Origin of the sequence: Priestia sp. SIMBA_032, from assembly GCF_046535215.1 — a bacterium.
Lineage (GTDB): Bacteria > Bacillota > Bacilli > Bacillales > Bacillaceae_H > Priestia > Priestia aryabhattai.
Genome location: NZ_JAWRXD010000010.1, coordinates 26,131 through 49,561 on the forward strand (window position 1 = coordinate 26,131; position 23,431 = coordinate 49,561).

General features: G+C 32.8%; 19 protein-coding genes and 1 pseudogene. 17 read left to right on the plus strand and 3 right to left on the minus strand.

Annotation, left to right across the window (positions count from 1 at the left end; translation table 11 throughout):
- The first annotated feature begins 112 nt into the window (after positions 1 to 112).
- From SB717_RS23165 to SB717_RS23220, 12 genes are all read left to right on the plus strand, one after another.
- On the plus strand, positions 113 to 787 hold the full coding sequence (locus SB717_RS23165; protein WP_410904831.1) for a GntR family transcriptional regulator: 675 nt from the start codon (positions 113 to 115) through the stop codon (positions 785 to 787).
- A 430-nt stretch (positions 788 to 1,217) separates the two neighbouring features.
- Positions 1,218 to 2,684, plus strand: coding sequence for a 4-hydroxyphenylacetate 3-hydroxylase family protein (locus tag SB717_RS23170; RefSeq protein WP_410904832.1), 1,467 nt, complete (start codon positions 1,218 to 1,220; stop codon positions 2,682 to 2,684).
- Between the two features lie 28 nt (positions 2,685 to 2,712).
- Positions 2,713 to 3,504 carry a carbon-nitrogen family hydrolase gene (locus SB717_RS23175; protein WP_410904833.1) on the plus strand — a complete coding sequence of 264 codons (792 nt, stop codon included), beginning with the start codon at positions 2,713 to 2,715 and terminating at the stop codon, positions 3,502 to 3,504.
- The gene (locus tag SB717_RS23180) at positions 3,501 to 4,178 is read left to right on the plus strand and encodes a DUF2848 family protein (protein WP_410904834.1); all 678 of its coding nucleotides are present in this window, start codon (positions 3,501 to 3,503) and stop codon (positions 4,176 to 4,178) included. The genes SB717_RS23175 and SB717_RS23180 overlap by 4 nt, the downstream gene beginning before the upstream one ends.
- 1 nt (position 4,179) lies before the next feature.
- The gene (locus SB717_RS23185) at positions 4,180 to 4,896 is read left to right on the plus strand and encodes a cupin domain-containing protein (RefSeq protein WP_410904835.1); all 717 of its coding nucleotides are present in this window, start codon (positions 4,180 to 4,182) and stop codon (positions 4,894 to 4,896) included.
- A gap of 201 nt (positions 4,897 to 5,097) precedes the next feature.
- Positions 5,098 to 5,985, plus strand: coding sequence for an adenylyltransferase/cytidyltransferase family protein (locus SB717_RS23190; protein ID WP_410904836.1), 888 nt, complete (start codon positions 5,098 to 5,100; stop codon positions 5,983 to 5,985).
- 61 nt (positions 5,986 to 6,046) lie between these two features.
- Complete coding sequence (locus tag SB717_RS23195) at positions 6,047 to 7,372, plus strand: MFS transporter (RefSeq protein ID WP_410904837.1); 1,326 nt, start codon at positions 6,047 to 6,049, stop codon at positions 7,370 to 7,372.
- A 207-nt stretch (positions 7,373 to 7,579) separates the two neighbouring features.
- Positions 7,580 to 8,041 carry a flavin reductase family protein gene (locus SB717_RS23200; protein ID WP_410904904.1) on the plus strand — a complete coding sequence of 154 codons (462 nt, stop codon included), beginning with the start codon at positions 7,580 to 7,582 and terminating at the stop codon, positions 8,039 to 8,041.
- Between the two features lie 259 nt (positions 8,042 to 8,300).
- Complete coding sequence (locus SB717_RS23205) at positions 8,301 to 9,062, plus strand: IclR family transcriptional regulator (RefSeq protein ID WP_410904838.1); 762 nt, start codon at positions 8,301 to 8,303, stop codon at positions 9,060 to 9,062.
- Positions 9,063 to 9,182: 120 nt separating this feature from the next.
- On the plus strand, positions 9,183 to 10,538 hold the full coding sequence (locus tag SB717_RS23210; protein WP_410904839.1) for an APC family permease: 1,356 nt from the start codon (positions 9,183 to 9,185) through the stop codon (positions 10,536 to 10,538).
- Positions 10,539 to 10,811: 273 nt separating this feature from the next.
- Positions 10,812 to 12,449, plus strand: a complete 1,638-nt coding sequence (locus tag SB717_RS23215; RefSeq protein ID WP_410904840.1) for an amidohydrolase — start codon at positions 10,812 to 10,814, stop codon at positions 12,447 to 12,449.
- 186 nt (positions 12,450 to 12,635) lie between these two features.
- The gene (locus tag SB717_RS23220) at positions 12,636 to 12,818 is read left to right on the plus strand and encodes a YolD-like family protein (RefSeq protein WP_410904841.1); all 183 of its coding nucleotides are present in this window, start codon (positions 12,636 to 12,638) and stop codon (positions 12,816 to 12,818) included.
- Between the two features lie 98 nt (positions 12,819 to 12,916).
- On the opposite strand, the pseudogene SB717_RS23225 reads toward SB717_RS23220, so the two are convergent.
- A pseudogene (locus SB717_RS23225) lies at positions 12,917 to 13,226 on the minus strand (DDE-type integrase/transposase/recombinase); the annotation flags it as partial.
- 965 nt (positions 13,227 to 14,191) lie between these two features.
- On the opposite strand from SB717_RS23225, the gene SB717_RS23230 reads away from it, so the two are divergent.
- Positions 14,192 to 14,392 carry an IDEAL domain-containing protein gene (locus SB717_RS23230; protein ID WP_410904842.1) on the plus strand — a complete coding sequence of 67 codons (201 nt, stop codon included), beginning with the start codon at positions 14,192 to 14,194 and terminating at the stop codon, positions 14,390 to 14,392.
- Between the two features lie 194 nt (positions 14,393 to 14,586).
- Here the strand turns inward: SB717_RS23230 and SB717_RS23235 are convergent, their stop codons facing one another.
- Both SB717_RS23235 and SB717_RS23240 read right to left on the minus strand, forming a co-directional pair.
- On the minus strand, positions 14,587 to 15,768 hold the full coding sequence (locus SB717_RS23235; protein WP_410904843.1) for a NupC/NupG family nucleoside CNT transporter: 1,182 nt from the start codon (positions 15,766 to 15,768) through the stop codon (positions 14,587 to 14,589).
- A 427-nt stretch (positions 15,769 to 16,195) separates the two neighbouring features.
- Positions 16,196 to 17,668, minus strand: a complete 1,473-nt coding sequence (locus SB717_RS23240; protein ID WP_410904844.1) for a DUF2252 family protein — start codon at positions 17,666 to 17,668, stop codon at positions 16,196 to 16,198.
- Between the two features lie 923 nt (positions 17,669 to 18,591).
- Here SB717_RS23240 and SB717_RS23245 point away from each other — a divergent pair.
- The 4 genes from SB717_RS23245 to SB717_RS23260 all read left to right on the plus strand — a co-directional run bounded on the left by SB717_RS23245 (position 18,592) and on the right by SB717_RS23260 (position 23,397).
- Complete coding sequence (locus SB717_RS23245; protein ID WP_410904845.1) at positions 18,592 to 19,422, plus strand: 5'-nucleotidase, lipoprotein e(P4) family; 831 nt, start codon at positions 18,592 to 18,594, stop codon at positions 19,420 to 19,422.
- A 271-nt stretch (positions 19,423 to 19,693) separates the two neighbouring features.
- Complete coding sequence (locus SB717_RS23250; protein WP_410904846.1) at positions 19,694 to 21,205, plus strand: spore germination protein; 1,512 nt, start codon at positions 19,694 to 19,696, stop codon at positions 21,203 to 21,205.
- 21 nt (positions 21,206 to 21,226) lie between these two features.
- Complete coding sequence (locus tag SB717_RS23255) at positions 21,227 to 22,321, plus strand: GerAB/ArcD/ProY family transporter (protein ID WP_410904847.1); 1,095 nt, start codon at positions 21,227 to 21,229, stop codon at positions 22,319 to 22,321.
- The gene (locus SB717_RS23260; RefSeq protein ID WP_410904848.1) at positions 22,318 to 23,397 is read left to right on the plus strand and encodes a Ger(x)C family spore germination protein; all 1,080 of its coding nucleotides are present in this window, start codon (positions 22,318 to 22,320) and stop codon (positions 23,395 to 23,397) included. Before SB717_RS23255 ends, SB717_RS23260 begins: the two co-directional genes overlap by 4 nt.
- Positions 23,398 to 23,431 lie beyond the last annotated feature (34 nt).

Consider the following 23,431-nt stretch of genomic DNA (forward strand, 5'->3'; position numbering starts at 1 on the left):
ACTTATATTTTATGTGCTGTGTATTATGTATACATAGAACACAAAAGATTTTGGATACTTTCGAAATTCAGAATAATTATATTATAACTGATTTCCAAAAGGAGGGATTAATATGATGGATAGCATTCAATTAAAACCAATCGAAAAGGAAAAAACAACTCAAGATAAAGTTTATAAGGAAATTAAGAAGGCGATTTTATTTGGTGGTATTACCAGTGATGAAATCTTTACAGAAGTTCAATTAGCAGAAAGGTTAAATACTTCAAGAACGCCGGTAAGGGCAGCTATCCAGGATTTGGTGAAGGAAGGGTTACTTGTTTCTATTCCAAGGAAGGGATTAGCTATAAAGAAGATTACACCAGAGGAACAAGAAGAAATTTTTTTACTAAGAAGTGCAATTGAAGTGGAAGCTGTTAAAAAATTAACAGAAGTAATTACATCACCTGAACAATTGGGAGTACTAAAATTAATTCTGAAGCAACAAGAAGAAGCATTGGAAAATGATGATGCTATTAGATTTATCGAACTAGATCATGAGTTTCATATGTCTCTGACTAGACTGGCGAATTTCACTATAATAGAACGAGTACTGAAAAATCTTCATAATCTTACTCAGCTTATGGGTTTAAAGGCAGTCAGTAGACAAGGGAGAATGAAAAATGTTTTGATGGAACATAATCAGATTATCCAGAGCATAGAGAAAAAAGACTCTAAACAAGCTTCACAGGTGATCTTGAACCATTTAGAAAAAACAAAAGAAACATTAATTATTGTTGATAATTCCTGATTTTCTAACAAATGCTTGGAAGGGGGGATTGATCCTCTTGATCTTTTGTCATCTTTATAGCAAAAGCCTTAGTGAAATTCTTTCTAGTTTTTCCTAGGTTTTTGCTATAGACAGTAAAATAATAAAACTGCTGCAGATTATAAATCAAAGATTGTTGAGGCGATGAAAGAGGAATCAGACCTATATTTCACTGCTAAATGAAAGCGTTTACTGATATTTCAAATGATAAATCGGGGTATTAATTTCAGAATATAATAAATTTTACGACAATAATTTCGATAAAATAATTACTATTTAGTACAGTGAAAGTACAAAACACCAATGTATACATAACACAGAACACACAACACAGAATACAAATTTATTAGTCTTTTGTTAGATTACTTCTCGTTTTTAAGACAAATAAAATAATTTATTGGGGGAATTGGATATGGTTAGAACAGGTAAAGAATATTTACAGGCATTGAAAGATGATAGAGCAATCTACATTAATGGTCAACGAGTTCAAGATGTAACGACTCACCCAGCTTTTAAAGGGATTACACAAACTATTGCAAGTTTATACGATTTAGCGTCAGATGAATCTCAGGAAATGACATACAAGACTGAGGAGGGGACGCTAGCAAATAAAATTTATATGATCCCAAAAAGTCGTGAAGAGCTAAAAGAGAGAAGAGTCGCAATTTCTAAATGGTCTGAGGCAACTTGTGGATTTGTTGGAAGAAGTCCTGATCATGTTGCCAGCTTTTTAGCTGCATTTGCCAGTTCACCCCAAGTGTTTGATCGTGGAGGAGAAGGTTTTGGGAATAACGTTTTGAATTTCTATAAATATGTGCGAGATGAGGATTTATATGTAACATACGTCATTATTCCACCACAAATTGATCGAAGTAAAGCATCTCATGAGCTAGAAGATAAGTTCCTTCCAGTTGGAGTATATGAAGAAAGAGAAGACGGCATTGTTGTTCGCGGTTCTCAAATGCTTGGTACAGCATCAGCAGTATCAGATTACTTATTTGTGAGTTGCCTTACTCCACTTCGACCTGGTGATGAAGATTATGCTCTGTCTTTTGTACTACCAATTCATGCAAAGGGATTAAAATTTTATGCGAGACCTAGTTACGCTGAAAAGTCACCAAGCACATTTGATTATCCATTATCCTCTCGTTTTGATGAAAGTGATTCACTAGTTGTTTTTGATGATGTATTTATTCCATGGAAAGATATTTTTGCTTATAAAAATATCGACATCTTGAGAGCCCAGTTCCATGAAACACCAGCTCACGTATGGGGTAATAATCAAGCGCAAATAAGATTTAGCAATAAATTGAAATTTTTGATTGGTACAGCTCGAAAAGTTACTGCTATGAATGGAATAGATAAAATCCCTTCTGTCCAAGAGAAGTTAGGTGAACTTGCATCTATTGCAGCTTCTGTAGAAGGTAATCTTTTAGCTTCCGAATATAATTGTACCATCGACAAAAACGGTGTGGCATGGCCGGATCCACGTTTCCTTTATGGTGTAGTCGGTCAGCAGGAAACTATTTATGCTTCCACTATTAAAATTTTAAGGGAGCTATGCGGTGGAGGTGTATTACAATTACCATCTTCATACAAAGAACTTATCAATCCTGAAACGAAAGATGATATGTATCAATATATACGTTCTACGGGAGTTGGGGCTGAGGAGAAAATTAAATTATTTAAGTTAGTATGGGATATTATTGGTTCAGAATTCGGAGGTAGACATCAACAGTATGAATTATTCTATAATGGTGCACCTTTTGTAACTAAAGGCTATTCATTTAGAAACTACGGATATGATGAGCCTGTTCAAATGGTTGATAAATTTTTAGAAAGTTATTCTCTTCCTTCCCAGGTTGAGGAACTAGTTTAAGAAATATAAATATAAGGATGGTGAAAAAATGAAGATTGCATCAATACAATTAGAGATTAAAGATAGTGAATCTAAAAGTGCTCGCATAGATCGTGTGGAAGCAATGATTGATGGATTAAAGGGACAAGATTTAATCGTTTTACCTGAAACGTGGGCAACCGGGTACTTCTCATTTGATCGTTATATTGATGAATCAGAAGAACTAAATGGGAATTTTGTACAGAGATTCTCTTCAAAGGCGAAAGAAATTCATTCATATATATTTGCAGGTAGTTTTATAGAAAAAAATAATGGAAAATACTACAACACTAGTGTTCTATTCTCTCCTGAGGGGACACTCATAGGAACCTATAGAAAAATGCATCTATTTCGCTACGGTTCAAAAGAGGGACAAATATTAACTAGGGGAAATGAAACAACTGTGGCGGATACGGATTTTGGAAAAGTTGGCTTATCAACTTGCTACGATTTGCGATTTCCTGAATTGTACCGTGCAGAAGTAGATTTAGGAGCAGAATTACTTCTTGTGACATCTGCTTGGCCACATAGAAGACTGGAACATTGGAAATTATTTAATTCAGTTCGAGCACTAGAAAATCAATGTTTCCTGATTTCGAGTAATTGCGTTGGTAATACTCATGACATCCTTTTAGGTGGTCATAGTCAAGTAGTTGATCCTTGGGGGGTTGTTGTTGCTGCTGGAGGAGAGGAAGAAGCTATTATAAAAACGGAAATTGACCCATCTCAAATTACTTATATTCGTGATGTATTTCCTAATTTAAAACATCGAGTCATAGAAAGACAGGAGGAATTCATTTGATAAATATCAATGTTTGTGGAAGAAGTATTGTGGCAGACCCTAAAAGATTACTTATTGCTGGCTATACAGGAAAAGATCAAGAATCTGTAAAAAAACATATTGATGAATTGAAGGAGATTGGAGTTCCAGCTCCTCCACAAGTTCCAATGATCTATGATCTTTCAACAAATCTTATTACGACAAATCGGACTATTTCAGTTATTCAAGAAAGTAGTAGTGGAGAAGCAGAAGTGGTAATTATGAAAATTAAAGGGAAATGGTATTTAGGACTCGGAAGTGATCACACGGATCGTGAGCTTGAAACAGTGTCTATTCAGAAATCTAAACAAGTATGTAGCAAGCCTATTTCAACGCAATTTTGGGCTTTAGACGATGTGAAAGATCGATGGGATGAAATTGAAATGAGAAGTTGGATGATCGTTGATGGGGTTAAAAAAGAGTACCAAGCAGGGAAGTTAGGAGAATTTTTACAACCTAAAGAATTGCTCAAAATCATAGAGGAGCGTGGATATAATAGTGAAGATATGATTGTGTTCTGCGGAACCTTACCGATTAAAGGTGGTGAATTTATTTATGGAGAAGCATTTTCAGCAGAATTGTATGATCCTTTAACACATAACAAAATTGAGTTAAATTATCAGGTTCACATTTTAGTAGATGCGGAGGTAGTATGATATGGGAAAATCAGAAATGAAAGTTGTTAGAAAACCAGAAATTGAATTTGTTGATTATAAAACCTTTGAGACTGTTGCTTCAAACACTGTTGAGGGTGCATCCCAACGAATTATTGCACAGGTACCAGGTACTAATGTAGCAACTCGTATTCTTGAACTAGAGGCAGGTACTGATACATCCCCAGATGGAGTCCAGGTTCATGATTTCTGGGAAGAATTATATATTATAGAAGGATCCTTAATTGATTTACGTCTAAATGAGGAATTTACAGCAGGTATGGTTGCTTGTCGTCCTCCTGGGATGGAGCATGGACCATGGAAATCACCAAATGGTTGCAAGATTTTTGAAGTTCGCTATTATGCAGATCAGAAAAAAGAAGAACATGAATTTGTTGATTATCAGACTTTTGAGAAGCAGCCTTTTAGTAAGGTTGAGAGTCTTTCTGAAAGAGTAATTGCTTCTGATCCTACTACAGGAGTAGCTACGAGAATTCTTCATAATGGTCCAGGGACTGATACTACTCCTAATGGAGTCCAAATCCATGATTTCTGGGAGGAATTATATATTATAGAGGGATCCTTAATTGATTTACGTCTAAATGAGGAATTTACAGCAGGTATGGTTGCTTGTCGTCCTCCTGGGATGGAGCATGGACCTTGGAAGTCACCAGATGGATGTAAAATTTTCGAGGTTCGTTACTACTCCAAAGACCAGTAAACAGGTAAAATGATTGAGATTAATTTATCAATAGAAAGGGCTTCTCGTAATGTCAAAAAACGAGAAGTCTTTCAAACAGCCCTGACTAAGCCAGAAAATATTTGTTACTAAGTTTTAATGTATACACAATACAGTATTCATAAAATAAGGGAGTTATCCTTTTTAAGTATCTCGATCATATTGTAGGGAAGGTGAGGCATATTGGAAATTCTACATTTAACACATCCATTGGATAAAGGTTTTGTTATTCAAGAACCTCATGTAATGGCTTTAGGCTTTTTTGACGGTGTCCATTTAGGTCATCAATATTTATTACAGCAAGCAAAGGATATCGCCAAAAAGAAAAACCTAAAATTTGCTGTTATGACTTTCGATCCACATCCAAATGAAGTTATCAAATCAGATAACGATTGGAGATATTTAACTCCTTTACCCTCAAAGATTGAAAAAATGGCAGCTATGGGAGTGAACAAACTTTTTGTTATAAAGTTTAATTTATCATTTGCTTCCCTTCCACCATCTGATTTTATTAAACAATATGTTATAGATCTTCAAGCTAAACACATAGTAGTAGGGTTTGACTTCACCTTTGGTTACAAAGCTCAGGGTAACGTAGATTATTTGCGAGATATCAGCATAAACAGTCCTTTTGAAATTACAGTAATCTCAAAAAGGGTAATGAATGACCACAAAATAGGTTCAACGTTAATAAGAAAACTAATAAAAGATGGAGATGTTCACCTTGTACCGTATTACTTAGGAAAACATTATGAAATCAATGGGTGTGTTCATTTTTCACCTGATTTATATACACAAAAGAAGCTGAATAATGTTGAGTTTCATATTCAAAGTAAGTATATTTTACCAAAATATGGTGTGTATAGAGTGGAAATATCAAACGGATGCAGAACCATTCAAGGTTTTTTTAAACATTCTAGTGCTTATGAAAACAAGTATGAGCTGAGCAGTAATAACCTAGAGTGGTTGAAAGAAGGGAAACAAAAGAAAGTTACAGTCAAGTTTTTGAACAAATTAGCTTATGTGAATACTATCTCTCTTTCAACTAAAGAATTTGTATTACCTGGTTAAACAGATTATTAGATGTCTATTAGGCAATTTGAAAATATAAATAGTTGGAGGAATACAAATAATGGGGAAAGAAAAATCAACAGTAAGTTCCCAAAAAGTATTATTCGCTAGTTTAGTTGGTAGCACAATCGAATTTTACGATTTCTTTCTTTATGGTACTGTAGCTTCGCTGGTGTTTAATAAATTGTTTTTTCCTAGTAATGATCCATTTATAAGTTTATTACTTGCTTATGCTTCTTTTGGAATTACTTTTTTTATTAGACCTCTTGGTGGGCTCATCTTTAGTCATATGGGAGATAAATTCGGCAGAAAAAATACTCTTGTAATTTCACTTCTTTTGATGGGAATTTCAACAGTATCTATTGGATTACTACCAACTTATAGCACAATCGGAATTTTAGCGCCAATTTTACTTGTAACTTTACGTCTGGTTCAAGGAATTGCTGTTGGTGGAGAATGGGGTGGAGCTGTTCTCCTGGCGGTCGAGAATGCACCGAAAGAAAAACGAGGATTCTACGGCAGTTTCCCTGCAATGGGGATCCCTCTAGGTATGTTACTTGGAACAACTGCTGTTTCATTAGTAAGTTTACTTCCAGAAGAACGATTTCTATCATGGGGATGGAGGATTCCTTTTATACTGAGTGCGATTTTGGTGATTACTGGTCTCTGGATACGTCGCGGAATTGAGGAAACATCAGTATTCAGTGAAGAAAAACAAAAAGGCAATATTGTAAAAGTGCCTCTTTTTGAGACACTAAGACATCATTGGAAAGCTGTCTTAATTTCAATAGGGGCAAAATGTGTGGAAGTTGGTCCATTCTATATTTTCACAACGTTTTTTATCTCTTACGCTACAGATAATATTGGTTTCTCAAGGACGACAGCATTAACAATAATTACTATTGCAACTATTGTTACAACAGTGTGTATCCCAATTATGGGGAAATTATCTGACATAATCGGCCGTAAACGTGTTTTTATGATAGGTGCAGCAGGAATTGCTCTATTTTCTTTTCCTTACTATTATTTATTATCAACACAATCAACATTTTGGGCATACTTCGTTTCAATTGTGGGTTTAGGAATTCTCTGGTCTACCATTGCAAGTATAATTGGTACAATGTTTACCGAAATGTTTAGTACAAATGTGGGATACACGGGAATAACACTTGGCTATCAAGCTGGTTCTGCCTTATTTGGAGGGACTGCTCCAATGATTGCGACTATTTTGTTAAGTACTTATGATAATTCCTGGATTCCTCTTGCTATTTTTATCACTACTCTTTCTGTAATTTCATTTATTTCTGTTACATTCTTAAGTAGGGTCCAAGTAGTAACTACTTATAAAGATAATTCATTATCCCAGAAAGACACAGTTGCCGAATAACACAAATTTAAAAAGTTTAAAAAATTCATTTTTAACATTTGAATATTTAGTTTGTTCCGTTGTAACCAGGTATTAACTAATCAATTCCTTGTTAGGTACTATGTATACAGAGTACAGAGTTCATAATGCAAAACAGGTAAATTATTGAGTCAAGTACTTTTTATAATGCTGTCTCAGTAAGTTTAAATTTTAGGAGGCTATAAAATGATGGATGATAGAACTTTTAGAAATGCGATGGGGAAATTTGCTACAGGAGTAACGGTTATAACAACACTTTTAGAAGATGAGGCCCACGGTATGACGGCAAATGCATTTATGTCAGTGTCCCTTAATCCAAGATTAGTCTTAATATCTATAGGAGAAAAAGCTAAAATGCTAGATAAGATCAATGAGTCTGGAAAATTTGCTGTTAATATATTATCCGATGATCAAAAAGATTTATCGATGCATTTTGCGGGACAAATTAAAGAAAAACGTCAAATCGAATTTGACTGGATAAATGAACTACCAGTAATAAAGAATGCTTTAACAAACATTGTATGTAAGGTTCATAGTAAACAAATAGTCGGCGATCATACACTCTTTATTGGAGAGGTAACTGATATCGTCACTTGCGAAGGGGCACCACTAGCCTTCTACGAAGGAAAATACAGCAAAGTATTTAGCTAATCAGATTATAAATAAGAATTATTAAAGTAGAGATATTATTTAAGGTAGATAATTAGAATTATATGTTACAGAGGGTTCTAGTGTAAACGTAAAAATATTCACTAGAACCCTAAATCTATACATTTTGACGAACTTCAACTCAAAATATAATTGATAATTGTTTTTTGACTCATTCCAATTACATAACCGTGATCCACTTTTAATCTTGAAAACAGAGAACCTATAATGTCTTGATGTAGTTGGAAAAGGAGGGGAAATCGTGCAAAGCATAAACAAGACAGTCGTCAAATCAATGGATATTCTTAATCTTTTCTTAACATATTCAAAGCTTAGTCTTAATGAAATTGTACAATTTTCAGGGATACCGAGAACATCTATTTATAGAATGGTGACATCACTTGAAGAGATGGGACTTCTTGATAAAGATGATAATGGAAAATATTCACTGGGTCTATTATTTCTTCAGTTTGGCCATTTAGTAGCAGAACGTTTAGATATCCGGCAGGTAGCTTTACCGATTATGCAAAAGCTTCATGATGAAGTAGGTGAATCTGTTAATCTCAGTGTTCAAGATGGCGAAGAAGCCCTCTACGTCGAAAGACTAGATACAAATCAGTGTGTAAGACTTTATATGGCAATTGGTCGGAGAGCACCGCTTTATGCTGGAGCTTGCTCTCGTGTTATTCTTGCTTTTTTGCCACATGATAAGAGGGAGAAATATTTAGAGAAAATCGAGATGAATTCGATTGCATCTGGAACTATTATAGATAAAAAGAAACTTCGCCTTATTCTGGAAGAATCTCAACAAACAGGATATACGGTTAGTCACTCAGAACTGGAAAATTATATAGCCGAGATGGCTGCCCCTATTTTCAATTACAAAGGTCATGTCATAGCAAGTATTAGTATTGAGAGTCTTGATGTGAATTATCAGAAGATGATGCTACCTCCATTGATTGAAAAGGTTAAGAATGCAGCACTCGAGATTTCACAGAAATTTGGATATATCAAAACCATGTAGATAAGAGACACGTACTAAAAGCATCTGTGTCGTTTCATAATAGGAACTTGCTGAGTAAACACTCTAAATTTTAAGGATGCAATCTGCAAGATTAAATAATATTCAAAGGTGGAGTGATATATGCAGGATGTAAAACTCAAACGTTCGTTAACGGTATTTCCTTTAGTACTATTTGGTTTGGCTTATATGGCACCAACGACAGTATTTACAGGTTATGGGATTGTTGCGGAAATAACAAAAGGGATGGTACCAGCAGCTTATATAGTAGCTCTAATTGGTATGTTGTTTACAGCCTATAGTTATGGTCAAATGGTTAAAGCTTACCCTGTTGCTGGTTCCGCATATACATATACTCAAAAGGCTCTTAATCCCCATATTGGATTCTTAATTGGTTGGGCTATACTATTAGACTATTTATTTTTGCCAATGATTAATGGTTTATTAATCGCAATTTACTTAAATTCATATTTTCCAAGTGTTCCTTTTTCTATCTGGTTAATTGCTTTCCTAATTTTAATCACCACTGTAAATGTAATCGGAGTAAAAATAGCAACGAAGATGAATTTTTTATTAATTGCAAGTCAATTCTTAATAATAGTTATATTCATATTCCTTTCAATTAAAGGTTTGCTTAACGGAATTGGTTCAGGGACATTATTTATGAGCTCTCCGTTTGTGAATGGAGATATATCACTCTCTTTAGTATTAGCAGGCTCCTCTATTTTGTGTTTGTCTTTCTTAGGGTTTGATTCTGTTACCACATTTTCGGAGGAGACCATTAACCCTAAAAAGGCAATACCAAAGGCTATTTTTCTCGTTGTATTAATAGGAGGGGGTTTATTTGTCACCATCTCATATCTTATTCACCTTGTTTATCCAAACTATCAATCCTTTAAAGATCCAGATTCTGCTGCTTTAGAAATTGCTGTATATGTTGGTGGAAATTTATTTCAATCTATTTTTCTAGCAGGATGTATTATTGGAACCCTAGCATCTGGCCTATCTTCACAGGCAAGCGTTTCCCGGCTTTTATATGCAATGGGCAGAGATGGCGTCCTTCCTAAACAAATATTTGGTCAGCTTCATCCAAAATTTCGAACACCGACATATAATATTATCTTAGTAGGTATTTTTGCTTTATCTGCCTTATTTGTTGATTTAGTAACAGCATCATCTTTTATTAATTTTGGAGCTCTTGTTGCATTTACCTTTGTTAATTTTTCGGTTATTTCTCATTATTTTATTAGAAAGAAACAAAGAAGAGGAATTAACATTTTAAAATATTTATTTTTCCCTCTTATTGGTTCTGGTTTCACAGTTTGGTTATGGTCTAGTCTTGATTCAAAGGCACTACTACTAGGAATAGGATGGTTAGGAATTGGATTCATCATGCTCATTTTGACTACAAAAATGTTTAGTAAACGGCCACCAGAGCTTTCCATAGATAGTGCTGACGTAAATGAAATTCAAGCATAAAAGCTAGATATTTATCAAGGCGGACAAGAATTGTAAACCAGGCATCATTCTTTCTAGTGAATATGTTTTTACTGGACACAATATAAACGAATAAAAGCAACATAGCTATTAAAAATAATAAATTTATTTAGTAAGCTTTTATAAAAATACTCAGAGATATTTGTTTTATATTTGGATTCCTCAATATAATAGTTTTAACAAAATACTTTAAATGGCAGCTGCCAGAGAGCAATGTAGCATCTGAATATTCATAAATCCAAGGAGATGACAATAATGACAAAAGCAGATTTAATTTTGATAAGTGAAGCTATTTTTACCGGATTGAGTGATGAGCCGGAGCCGTTAGCTTTAGCAGTAAAAGGTAATAGAATTTTAGAGGTTGGACCAAAGGAAAAGGTTTTAGAGTTAAGAGGTGATGCTACCGAGATTATGGATGTAGAAGAAAAACTAATTATGCCAGGATTCCACGATGCACATTTGCATATTATGCTGGGGAGTTTATTCAGTTATTATTGTGTACCGTTATCAGATACGAACTCTGCTGATGAGGCGGCTGCGAGAGTACGAGCATATGCGGATAAGCATCCTAATGATGCTTGGATTATTGGCACAGGGTGGGATCACACAGCATGGGGGGAAAAGGAATTTCCTGATCGTTATGTATTAGACAAAGTGTTGGCTGATCGACCAGTAGTACTTTTACATGCAGAGGGACATTACGGCTGGGTGAATTCGAAAGCGCTTACGGTGTCTGGGATCACAGGATCGACAGAAAACCCTGAATATGGAGTAATTTATAAGGATGATAAAGGGGAACCGACAGGTATCCTAATTGAAACGGCAATTTCATTGGCTACAGACTTTGCCTATGATTTTTCGAAAGAACAGCTCCGGGACATGGTGATGAAATTCTTAGATCAGGCAGCTGCTCTTGGAATCACCTCCGTAAATGACTTGTATGGAAGCCGTGCTCACGAAAAGCTTGAAGCTTATTCCATTTATAAAGAGTTTGATGACGAGGATCGCTTAACTGCTAGATTTCACCTTTATCCTCCATTGAATAGTCAAATCGAACGATCCAAAGAGCTGCGTGAAACCTATTCTTCAGGTAAATTGCGGGTGGCAGGATTGAAGCAGTTTATCGATGGGGTAGTGACTGGCTATACGGCTTATATGCTGGATCCTTATACAGACCAGCCGGAGACAAAAGGAGAAATTGCTTATACGGCGGAGCAACTGGAAAAGTGGGTAGTGGAAGCAGATAAGGAAGGCTTTCAAATTCGTTTTCACTCCATAGGTGACGGAGCAGTCCGGCTCGGTCTGGACCTATATGAAAAGGCTCAAAAAATTAATGGCAAGCGCGATGCCCGTCATGCCTTGGAACATATTGAAGTGGTTGCGCCAGAAGATATTCCACGTTTTGAAAAACTTGGCGTCATGCCATCGATCCAGCCGTATCATATGGCACTTATGCCTAAAGAAAGCCATACAACGCGTGTCAGCGACGAGAAATATCCTTATCTTTATCCTAACGCCTCCTTGGTTAGATCCGGAGCAGTGGTCTCATACAGCAGCGACTATCCCATCGCTTCACTTTCACCAATGCTGGAAATTTATCATGCTATCACCCGTAAGGATAGTACGTTAAAAGATACATGGAATGAACAGGAAAAAGTAACACTGGCGGAAGCATTAAAAGCTTACACTATCAACTCTGCCTATAGTGTTTTTAGAGAAGACGAGCTTGGAACACTAGAAGCAGGCAAGCTTGCAGACCTCATTGTCCTAGATTGTAATCTCTTTACTGTACCAGAAGAAGACATTTTGCAAACCAAAGTAGAACTTACCTTAATGGACGGGAAAAAAGTCTGGGAGAAGGCTCCTGCTGAAATGACAGGTTCGAAGAGTTGAGAGTAGAAAGATATAAACATATAAACATTGAAGTGCTTTTACGAGAGTGACTACATTCGGTTCTGGTGTAAAGATTACATCTATTTGAAAAAGGTATATAGATTCCTAATAGAATGTGTTCTTATGCAGCCAATCCAAATAGTTGATGAATAAACTTCAATTAACCTACAGAAAGGGGACCCTCAGATGATATTGAAGGCCTTAAGAAAGAAAGGTGTAATTACTATTAATTATTATCACAACGGTTTATTACAAACATGTAAAGGCCGTGTAAGTAACCTTAATCTTCATGATCAAACTCTTTCTCTAGAAGATGAACAACACAATATATTCTCTATTCGTTTATCAGGCATTACTGAAATTCATTAATCCTATCATCAAATAGTTACATTATTTGGTTCTGGTGCAAAGTTACATTCATTTAAAAGAGGTATATAGATTTCTGAAATCTGTTCTTATACAGCTAGTCAAAAGAGTTGGCGAATGAACTTCACTTGATTTTGGACAGAATTGTCCTTTTTTAATAATATGCATCGCTTCTATTCCCGAAAGAATAGATTTAGCTGTACGAAAAGATTTCAAAACTAACATCGGAGGAACTCGCTTTTTAATAAAACGATGATTTTGTTCCACAATGTTATTAAGATATTTTATCTGCCTTATTTGGATGCCTACGGGCATCTTTTTTTCTTTTTTCAACTCTCCAATTGCCATAGGGTAGGTTGGATTCTTGTCTCCTGTGGTAACACGGAGCTTTGAAACATGAAAGACCGCAAGAAGAGTGTTTTGACAGACACGTTCTCCACGAGAAGTCTTTTGCCTTAATCGGTAAGAGGTCTTTTCTTATATTTACTCAATTTATGTAATTGCTTCCTCTAAAATGAATGCCATGCTATACTGATAGAGCTTATTAAAACCAAATTCCAACTAGTCCGCCATTCCTTCTAGGGTTGCGGATCTTTTTTATATGTTTTTAAGGGTAAAATTGTAAGTGATTTCTTCATTAAGTTGTTGTAAAATAAAAAAGCATATTGGAGATTGTTTTTAACGTTTCATGTCATCTAGCCTATTCCCGAAGCACAGGGAGTAGGTTTTTTATGTTTATAGGGAATATATGATGTAATTAGTAAGGTAGTAGTTCGTGAATGTAAGTTTAGTTCGTTTATAATGATTGATATAAACGGAATTATATATAAAACACAAAAATAAAAATTAATGACAAACTTATATGTTGTAGTAAGTAGTAAAATACTTTTGTTATAAAACCTTTATTATTTACCTATCTTGTAGAAAAAGTCCACATTTGTCGTCAGATAGAGTAAATGATAAAACTTACATTTTTAAAATACTGTTTATGAATTTACTGCTGAGTATAAAGTAAGTTTATTTTGTATTTTTTACTAAATTTATTTTATTGAAAATACATTAACGGTAAGTACTTATATACTTTATGTTTAGTTAACATGAATATGTTAATTTCTTAAAAGGGAAGTAGAACATAGATTAGTATAGGATATGAAGTGGAAATTGTCATTTGTCACCAATGATTGTAATTAATAAAACCTTGATTTTTAAAAGTTAGTTTTTATCTAATTGAAGATATATGAAAAATATTTGAAAGGAAATAGGCGTGTAATTATGCATATTATTCTATATCTCACTTCATCTATCAACCTTGCATAAAAAGAGGGCAAAAGGGCATACTGTTTGCAAAAGAGAAAAGATAAAGGGGTTGATGTTTTATGGAAAGTAATATGCTTAATGAAATGGATCGAGTAGATCCAAATTTACGTGATGAAATGTTGGCTGAATTATTTTTAAATCAAGTTATAAACGACTTCAAAAAAATGAAAATTCTTAAGGAAATTGATCATTCCTTAAAAAATAAAGATAAAGAAGCTTTTTTACGTTTAACAGAGGAGTTTAAATCAGTAATTTGCTAAAAGACATATACAATAGAAGAAACTCGTCAAAAAGAAGCCTTTTTTATTATAAAAAGGCTTCTTGAATAAAATATTCCTAAATTCTTTTGAGAATAATAGAATTTAAAATCTCAATCTATAAAAAATTTTTTAATCAATGCATTTGTTTTATATTTCTGAAAGTAGAATTATTTTTCTACTAACTAATTGCTTTATTATAGCATCACACCGACGATAGTTCCTGATAGTAAACTTACTAAGGTAGCTCCATATAAGAGTTTTAACCCAAATTGGGAAACCACATTAGCCTGTTTCGGATCAATACTTTTCGTTGCCCCAGCGATAATTCCAATAGAAGAAAAATTCGCAAATGACACAAGGAAAATTGATAATATACCAACTGTCCGTGGTGATAAATCTCCAGCTACATTTTTTAGATCGAGCATTGCTACAAATTCATTTGTTACTAGTTTTGTAGCCATAATGTTACCGGCCTGTACTATCTCCGATGCAGGAATCCCCATTATAAAAGCCAATGGTGAAAAAATGTACCCTAATATACTTTGAAATGTTATACCAAAAATGGAGTTAAATAAGCCGTTTATTGCTGCTATTAAAGCTACAAATCCTATTAACATTGCTGCTACGGTTATAGCAACAGTAAACCCTAATATAATATACTCTCCCAACATCTCAAAAAAAGTTTGCTTCTTGTATTCTTGTAATTCTAAAATATCTTCTTCTTTACTTACGGTGTAAGGGTTTACAATGTGAACAATGATAAAACCACTGAATAAGTTTAGAACAAGTGCTGTTACGACATATTTGGGCTCAACCATTTTCATATAAGAGCCTACAATTGACATTGAAACAGTTGACATAGAAGACGCGCAAAGTGTGTATAAGCGATTTCTTGATAATTGGCCTAATTGATCTTTTACGGTAATGAACACTTCTCCTTGTCCGACAATTGCAGCTGCAACTGCATTATAAGACTCTAACTTTCCTAATCCATTTACTTTACTTAATAAAAAACCAATTCCTTTAATAATAAAAGGCAAAATTCTAAAGTGCTGTAGGATTCCAATCAATACAGCAATAAAAATAATTGGAAGGAGGGCAGAAAGGAAAAATGGAGCCTCCCCTTTGTTTGCTAGTCCACCAAATACAAAATTAATACCGGATTCTGAGTATTTTAAAAGAACTCCAAATGCGTCAGCAATACCCTTAACTAGGATGAATCCAATCGATGTATTTAATAAGAAATAGGACAATATTAATTGAATAACAAGTAGGATCAAAATTGGTTTATATTTAATTTCTTTTCGATTACTACTTACAAGAAAAGCAAGAAAAAATGTAACTGTTAAACCGAGTATAAAAATAAGAATTTTCATGGTGTCTTTCCCCTTATAAAATATTTATTTATTATATTGATGGTAAAAAAATATAAATTCAAACAAGGTTAGTATAAGACTAAATAGATTAAATCGTTAAGCACACCTTATTTGTTGGAGGTAATTTTAAATTATTGTTTTCCCCTGTATTCGCTAAAAATAATATAAAAGTACCGTAAAATATAAATACTGTTGTTTTATTCTTTCAAAATGGATATGTACACTACCAATATGAAAGTGTTTACAAAAAAATGTATCGTCAGACGTCCGACATCTAAAAACCATTTAGACTGATTCTAGCACTGAATAATCTGATACACAATGTTTTTTTATTAAAAATAGATTATTTATTAATAAAACATAAATAATATTATATTATTTATTCTGTATATTTAAAGTTTTATGAAGGTGTACCAGGCGAGTATTACTAATTTAATTTATTATATTTTAAAAGGTCTTTGAACAACACATAATCTTCTTTAACTTGATAATAATACTGTTCACTTAGCTGTATAATTTTATCGTTAAAATTTGGCCAAGAAGAGATTGCAGCTAAAGCATTTTTTTCAAAATTATAAGGTACATAACTCTTATCATAATCCTCATCAGCTTTTGCATGTGCATAAGCAAATGATTTACCAGAATATATTAAAAACTGTTCTATGTCTGATTTATTATGAAAAGAATTAGCATCAAAGCTATAATACCAAGGTGATATTTGTTTTACAAAGTAAGATAAACTATTATATTGTAAAATCCCTAAATGCTTATCTGCATTTACTCCCATTGCTAAAGTTCCTGTAAATGAACGTTCTGCTTGTTGCTGAAACCAATTATTATATTGTGAGGCAGATAGGCTTTTTTCAAAGAAAACTGCAGGTTTTTGTTGTTCTTTTACTTCTAAGATAATATCATCATTTGAAGATGAAGTTTCTCCCTCTACTAACACATAAAATGTATTAACGCCTGAACTTCCTATACCGGAATGAATTCTATTTGCTATATCTTTAATAGAAAAATAGTTAATAGAATTGGCCTTAATAAACGCTCTTGTACTATATACGTAATTTTCCCAATCCTTCTTGAAAGAATTTCTACTTGTTAAACTAACAGGTGTTAATGAACTATTATTGAAATCAAACTTACGTACACCCTTGTCGACTGTGGTCCACTCATTTAAAAATTTAACCTGATTGTTTGAATTTTTTGTTTCATTCATTTGATGTTTAATAAAACCATTAGGAATGTTTTCTTGCTTCAATTCAATATCTAATTCATCATTATTTCCCTCTACTTGTTTTAAACCCTCTTGATAGGAATTCAGAAAGGTTTTTATGAGATTTAATTTATCTTGAGAAGATAAATTAAATCTCGAGACTTCATCTGTCAATAAAAAGACGCTCGTTGAAAAGCGTAATAAATCCCAATAAAATGGAGCTACATATGTTTCATCAAAGTCATTTAAACCTAATACCATTTGACCTTTACTATTGTTAAAGATTCCTATGTTTTGAGTATGAGCGTCGCCTTCTATCCAAGTGCTAATATTTTTGGTTTTCTTCCATGTATCGGGAATATTAATAACACTAGTGCCTAGATCAGTATAAAAAAGATTACTAGTTCCGCGATAAAAGTTAAATGGAGATTCCACCATCTTATTGTACTTTTCTTGACGAACACTATCTTCTTGAATAAATGAATTAGCATTTTTAATTTGGTTTTCAAGATATTTTTTACGTTTTTTTTGATAATAACTCATCGAATGGGTAGGAGACATATGGTCTGTATTACTAGATGCTTTTTTTTCACTTTCAACTTGTATTACCTCATTCTTGCCACAACCGGCGATTAATACCATTGCTAAAGTTAGCATAAAAAATAATTTTCTCTTTTTTGTCACTTAATCCACACCTTTCATTAATAACTTTAAGAATTTGAAATACCATTCAAGTAGTTCTAGAGAGAGAGCAGATGAATTAAACGCTTTCATTGTAGGTTATATAAGTTTAATTTAAATGAAGTAAAGTCGTCCGTCGTCTGACCTCTAACATGAAATTTATATTAACAAATAAAATTTTGAAAGTAAATAAAAAACTGAAAATTATATAAATTATATCCAAATTCCCTTTCTGTTAGTTTTCTACAGCTTTTCTTATTTAGAAATCAATAATATTTAAAAATCTATTGCCTAATAGCGTTATATTTATTGTTCCTTCACTCAAAATTTTTTTGATTATTATTTTTTAGATTGACAAATAACAACAAATTATTGTAAATTTAAAAAAGTTACCCTCATGGTGGTAACTTGTATAGGCGGTAATAATTCAAGGATTGGTTATTTTAATATTTCATCTAAAATATTATTGAAAGCGATATCAGTAATAGTGCCTCTAAAAAGGATTAGGATGAAAAATTTTATTAGTGGAAGGAGAGAGCGCGATAAAAAACATTTAAAACCGGCAGTGGAGGGGATTTTCTTAATAATAATTAAAGGGGAATTTTTAATAAATATTCTGACTTATAATATCATCTAAGCAACATCAAATTTGAAGAAAAAAGCAAAGTTATTTTAGTATTTATCTATTTCATTTATAGCAATTTTAATCGCTATTTCAAAAAATCTATATAGAATCGTCTTTATAGTTATTATTTACGTTAACACTCGAGCTGTTTTGAGGGAAAAGTATTTTGAATTCTTTTTAAGTGCATAAGAAAAATTATAGGACATATCCTTTGGAACTAAATTTAAGATAATCAAAGAAAAATTATTCTATTTTTAAGTAGATTATTATTAAAAAATAAATATTTGAATGGGAGATAAATATGGAAATCAAAGGGGCATTTTTAAATGTTAGTACAGTAGTTCTTTTATCTTTATCATTAGTTGCATGTAGTACTACTACCAAAACTGAAACAAAAGCACATGCAACAAACTCGAAAACATATGGGGAAGAATCAGTTATGTCCACTGCTTGGTATCAAACTTCAGGTGAATCTGAAGCTCTCTATTACCAAGGATACAATATCGCAAGAAATAAAATAGATATAGCTTTAGAACGAGGTACAAATAAAAAACCTGCCGTTATACTTGATTTAGATGAAACAGTGTTGGACAATAGCCCATGGGATGCATTACAGGTTAAAACAGGTAGAGGATATCCTTACAAATGGGATGAGTGGGTAAATAAAGCAGAAGCAAAAGCACTTCCTGGATCGGTTGATTTTCTAAAATACGCCAATCAAAAAGGGTTAGATATTTACTATATTTCAGATCGAACAACTTCTCAATTAGATGCAACGATTAAGAATTTAAATAGAATTGAAGCTCCACAAGCAAATAAAAATCATGTATTATTAATAAAAACTGGGGAAAGAGGTAAACAAGCTCGAGTTAATCAAGTTAAGCAAAAACATGATATTGTATTATTTATTGGTGATAACTTATCTGACTTTCCTGGACATAAAGGAAAATCATTGAAGGAAAGAAATAAAACGGTCCAGGATGAGAAAAACAGCTTTGGTGATAACTTTATTATTTTACCAAATCCAATGTATGGGGATTGGGAAAATGCTCTATACAACTTTGAAAATAAGCAAAACCAACAAAAAGCCGATTTACGGAAAGAGAATTTGGAATATTTTGATTATAAATAAAATTAAAATAAGTATATAACTATATAAAGCGTGTTTTTATAGCTACTAAAGGAATTGAATAATGGTTTTCAAAACTACATTTATATAGAAGAAACTCATCAAAAATAGACTTTAATCAATACGATAAAAGACTATTTTTGATGAGTTTTTTTATAATCTGGAAAATTGAAATTGTTAACGCATGTCTTAATAAATTAATAAAAATTACAGATAATACTATTACAGTCTTATTATTATTTAAGTGAAAAGAGAGCAGATGAGGTGCACAAAGATGTTTTTTAGAAAAGGAAAAAGTAAAGAAAAGGAAAATTTTTCAATGCCACACACATATATTCAATCTCTTTCCGCATTAATGAATAATTTAGAGACATCTGCTGACTTTGTATCCGTTGAATGCTTAGATTCTTGTCCTTTTTATTTAGCGTATTATACAACATTAGTAAATCAAGATTTTATACATCGAGATATTCTCCCATTTTTGGTGGCTAAAAACCTATACAAATTAGAGGAGATAAAAAGACATTTACCTATAGAAAATATGTTGATAACCAATAATTTGAAAGAAATTCAAGAAAAGCTATTAAGTGGATTTCTTATTATCTATACCAAGGGCAAAAATCAAAATAGTGTTCTTATTATACCCTCAGTCCCTATCGAAAGTCGGCAAGTAACAATACCAGAAGTAGAATCTGTTATTGTGGGGCCAAAAGAAGCTTTTATTGAATCCTTAGATACTAATCTTAATATGATACGTAAGAGAATACCTCTTATAGAATTAAGGGTAAAGGAACTAAAAGTTGGTGATATATCAAAAACTAAGGTTGCTGTTTTATACATATCAGGAATTGCAAACGATAAGTATTTAGACACCACTCTCCAAAGAATTAATGATATTAAATTTGATCAAATTATAGATAGTTCTTATATCTCGCAAATGATTACGGATAACCAAAACTCATTGTTTCCACAAATACTTGATACTGAAAGACCTGATCGTGTAGCGAATTTTTTATCGGAGGGAAAGATTGTAGTTTTAGTTGATGGATCTCCTCACGCTTTAATTGTACCAATTAATATTTTTGAATTCTTTTCTTCATCTGAGGATTATTTTTTTAATTGGCCTACAGCCTCAATCTTTCGTTTAATGCGATTAGTAGCAGCTGTATTATCAATTTTAGCTACACCAATTTATATTGCCATCCTAACGTATCATTATGAAATGATACCTGAAGAATTACTAACCTTACTAGTAGCTTCTAGAAATAATGTTCCCTTCCCCCCAATTATTGAAGTACTTATTTTAGAATTTGCTATCGAATTACTAAGAGAATCTGCCAAAAGGCTTCCAACTAAAATTGGTCAAACAATGGGGATTGTAGGCGGTATTGTAATTGGAACTGCGGCAGTGGAAGCAGCAATTACAAGTAATGTTTTACTTATTATTGTTGCACTTGCTGCATTAGCGTCTTTTACTACGCCTGCGTTTCAAATGAGTAATACCGTTCGGTTAATAAGAATTCCGTTTCTAGCTTCTGCTCAAATCTTAGGACTGTTAGGTATTTCTATCTGCATGGCATTCTTGCTTGGCCATCTTCTACAATTAAGCTCTCTTGGATGTCCTTATCTAGAACCTGTTTACCCTTTTCGTAGTCAAGACATGAAAGATAGTTTGTATCGGCTGCCGTTTCAACGGCAGAAAACTCGACCCGTTTTTTTACGAACAAAATCTTCTCTACGAATGATTACAAATTGTATAAAAGAAAAGAGTGATATTGATGAATGAACATGATAAGGAGATAAAGAGATGATAACAAGGCCAACAGAGAAAAATAAAGTCTCTCCTTATTTTGCCTTTTTCCTGGTTTCTTCCGCTCAAATTAACGTAGGCCTTTTTGGCTTTCAAAGGTATATTGCTAAAGATGTTGGTCAGGATGCATGGCTTACAGTCTTACTAGTAGGTCTAGCAGTTCATGTCTTGATTTGGATATGTTATCAAATCTTAAATAAGGGTGGAGACGATATTATAAGCATTCATTATGATCTTTTTGGAAAGTGGATTGGAGGTCTGCTTAATTTTATTATTATTTTATATTTTCTCGTATTAGTAATAATTTGGACAAGGACTTATGTAGAAGTCATTCAAGTATGGATGACCCCTTTTATTAATCAAGGGTGGATAGTAGGATTAATTCTTATTTTAGCTTATTATTACGTTTCAGGTGGTTTTAGGGTCGTAACAGGTTTGGCTTTTTTTTCTGGAATTATAATTACCATTATTCTTTTTACTTTATATTTTCCTATAAAAGAAGCACACTTTCATAATTTATTACCTATATTTGATCACTCTATTGATGATCAATTCAATGCAATGAAAGAAATGGTTTATAGTTATTTAGGTTTTGAATTTATACTAATATTCTATCCGTTTTTGAGCCAATCAAAGAAATCACAGAAATGGTCTCATTTAGGTGTATTGTTCACTATGCTTATTTATATAGCTTTTATCATTGTTTCGTTAGCTTATTATAATTTAGATCAATTGTATCATACTGTTTGGGCTACCTTAACATTATGGCAGGAGATTAAACTACCTTTTATTGAACGGTTCGAATATGTAGGTATTTCTCTTTGGTTATTCCTCGTACTACCAGGTATATGCCTAGGTCTATGGGCTTCTAGTCGTTCACTTAAAAAAATTTTCCATGTAAATCAGCATATAACTCTTTTGATTTTAATATGTATAGTTTTTGTTGTCAGTAATTTAATTACAGACCGTCAACAAATTAATATGTATACCAAGTTAATTAAAAATATAGGTGCTTATATAATTTTTCTTTACATACCTTTACTCTTTTTTATACAAGCAATTGTTTATAAAGTGAGGAAAAATAAAAAATGAAAAAATGGTTAATCACTTGTCTAAGTGTTTCTATAATAACAGGATGTTCTCCATCACCAACTACCCTTGAGGATCTCCAATTTGTTCAATCTCTTGGATATGATTATGTTGATAAAAATTCTATCAAAGGCAGTTTTTCTGTTCCTGTTATTCAATCTGGAATGAATAGTCAACCAAAGAGTGGAATTTTTACAGCTACAGCACAAACAAGTAAAGACTTAGGAAGAATTATACAAAGTCAGTCTCAAAAACCAATTGAAACTGGGAGACTAGGAGTGGCGTTATACGGGAAAGAATTAGCTAACAAAAAAGGAATTTTTGAAATGCTAGATTCTATTTACCGTGACCCTCGAATAAGTAAAGAAGTCTATTTAGCTGTAGTAGAAGGTGAGGCTTATGAAATGCTTAACTATAGATATCCAATTAGCGACACCACTTCTAAATACTTGATAGGATTAATTGAACAGAATGCAGAGCAGTACCTTCCGAAGGTGGACGTTCACACTTTTATGTATCAATATTTTGGAAAAGGACTGGATCCCTTTATGCCTCTTTTAGAAAGAAAAGGGGATAAAATACAAATAAAGGGAATTTCTTTATTTAAAGGTGATAAGTATATAGATTATATTGGATTTAGAGAAGCATTTTTATTTAAAATGCTTTATGAAGATAGTAAAAAAGGATTTTTTAACATAAAATTAGATAAAGATTTATATGTGAGTATTGAAAATATTTCTTCCTCAGTCAAGTATAAAGTGAGAAAATCAAATACGAACCCAAAATTCTCTATTTACTTAAAGTTAAAAGGAAGGGTGGTTGAGGGGACAAGAATACCATTAGGCAACAAGAGTGAAATTCAATCTATTGAAAAAGAAGTGAGATATAATATAAAAAAAAGAGGTCAAAAAATGGTCAGTAAATTTCAAAAGCTTAAAATTGATCCATTAGGAATCGGAGATAGAGTAAAAAGTCAAACCAGGAAATTTGATTTTAAAAGATGGGAAGACCAATATCCTAAAATACCAATTGAGCTTAATGTTGATGTGCAAATTACACAGACCATGAGTATAGAATGAATATATTTCTTGAAAATAGTTATTATCGAGCACA

What these genes read in the sequence shown, in the direction of transcription:
- SB717_RS23165 (WP_410904831.1), top strand. Translation starts at nt 113, where the DNA reads ATGATGGATAGCATTCAATTAAAACCAATCGAAAAGGAAAAAACAACT.
- SB717_RS23170 (WP_410904832.1), top strand. Translation starts at nt 1,218, where the DNA reads ATGGTTAGAACAGGTAAAGAATATTTACAGGCATTGAAAGATGATAGA.
- SB717_RS23175 (WP_410904833.1), top strand. Translation starts at nt 2,713, where the DNA reads ATGAAGATTGCATCAATACAATTAGAGATTAAAGATAGTGAATCTAAA.
- SB717_RS23185 (WP_410904835.1), top strand. Translation starts at nt 4,180, where the DNA reads ATGGGAAAATCAGAAATGAAAGTTGTTAGAAAACCAGAAATTGAATTT.
- SB717_RS23195 (WP_410904837.1), top strand. Translation starts at nt 6,047, where the DNA reads ATGGGGAAAGAAAAATCAACAGTAAGTTCCCAAAAAGTATTATTCGCT.
- SB717_RS23200 (WP_410904904.1), top strand. Translation starts at nt 7,580, where the DNA reads ATGGATGATAGAACTTTTAGAAATGCGATGGGGAAATTTGCTACAGGA.
- SB717_RS23210 (WP_410904839.1), top strand. Translation starts at nt 9,183, where the DNA reads ATGCAGGATGTAAAACTCAAACGTTCGTTAACGGTATTTCCTTTAGTA.
- SB717_RS23215 (WP_410904840.1), top strand. Translation starts at nt 10,812, where the DNA reads ATGACAAAAGCAGATTTAATTTTGATAAGTGAAGCTATTTTTACCGGA.
- SB717_RS23220 (WP_410904841.1), top strand. Translation starts at nt 12,636, where the DNA reads ATGATATTGAAGGCCTTAAGAAAGAAAGGTGTAATTACTATTAATTAT.
- SB717_RS23230 (WP_410904842.1), top strand. Translation starts at nt 14,192, where the DNA reads ATGGAAAGTAATATGCTTAATGAAATGGATCGAGTAGATCCAAATTTA.
- SB717_RS23235 (WP_410904843.1), bottom strand. Translation starts at nt 15,768, where the DNA reads ATGAAAATTCTTATTTTTATACTCGGTTTAACAGTTACATTTTTTCTT.
- SB717_RS23245 (WP_410904845.1), top strand. Translation starts at nt 18,592, where the DNA reads ATGGAAATCAAAGGGGCATTTTTAAATGTTAGTACAGTAGTTCTTTTA.
- SB717_RS23250 (WP_410904846.1), top strand. Translation starts at nt 19,694, where the DNA reads ATGTTTTTTAGAAAAGGAAAAAGTAAAGAAAAGGAAAATTTTTCAATG.
- SB717_RS23255 (WP_410904847.1), top strand. Translation starts at nt 21,227, where the DNA reads ATGATAACAAGGCCAACAGAGAAAAATAAAGTCTCTCCTTATTTTGCC.
- SB717_RS23260 (WP_410904848.1), top strand. Translation starts at nt 22,318, where the DNA reads ATGAAAAAATGGTTAATCACTTGTCTAAGTGTTTCTATAATAACAGGA.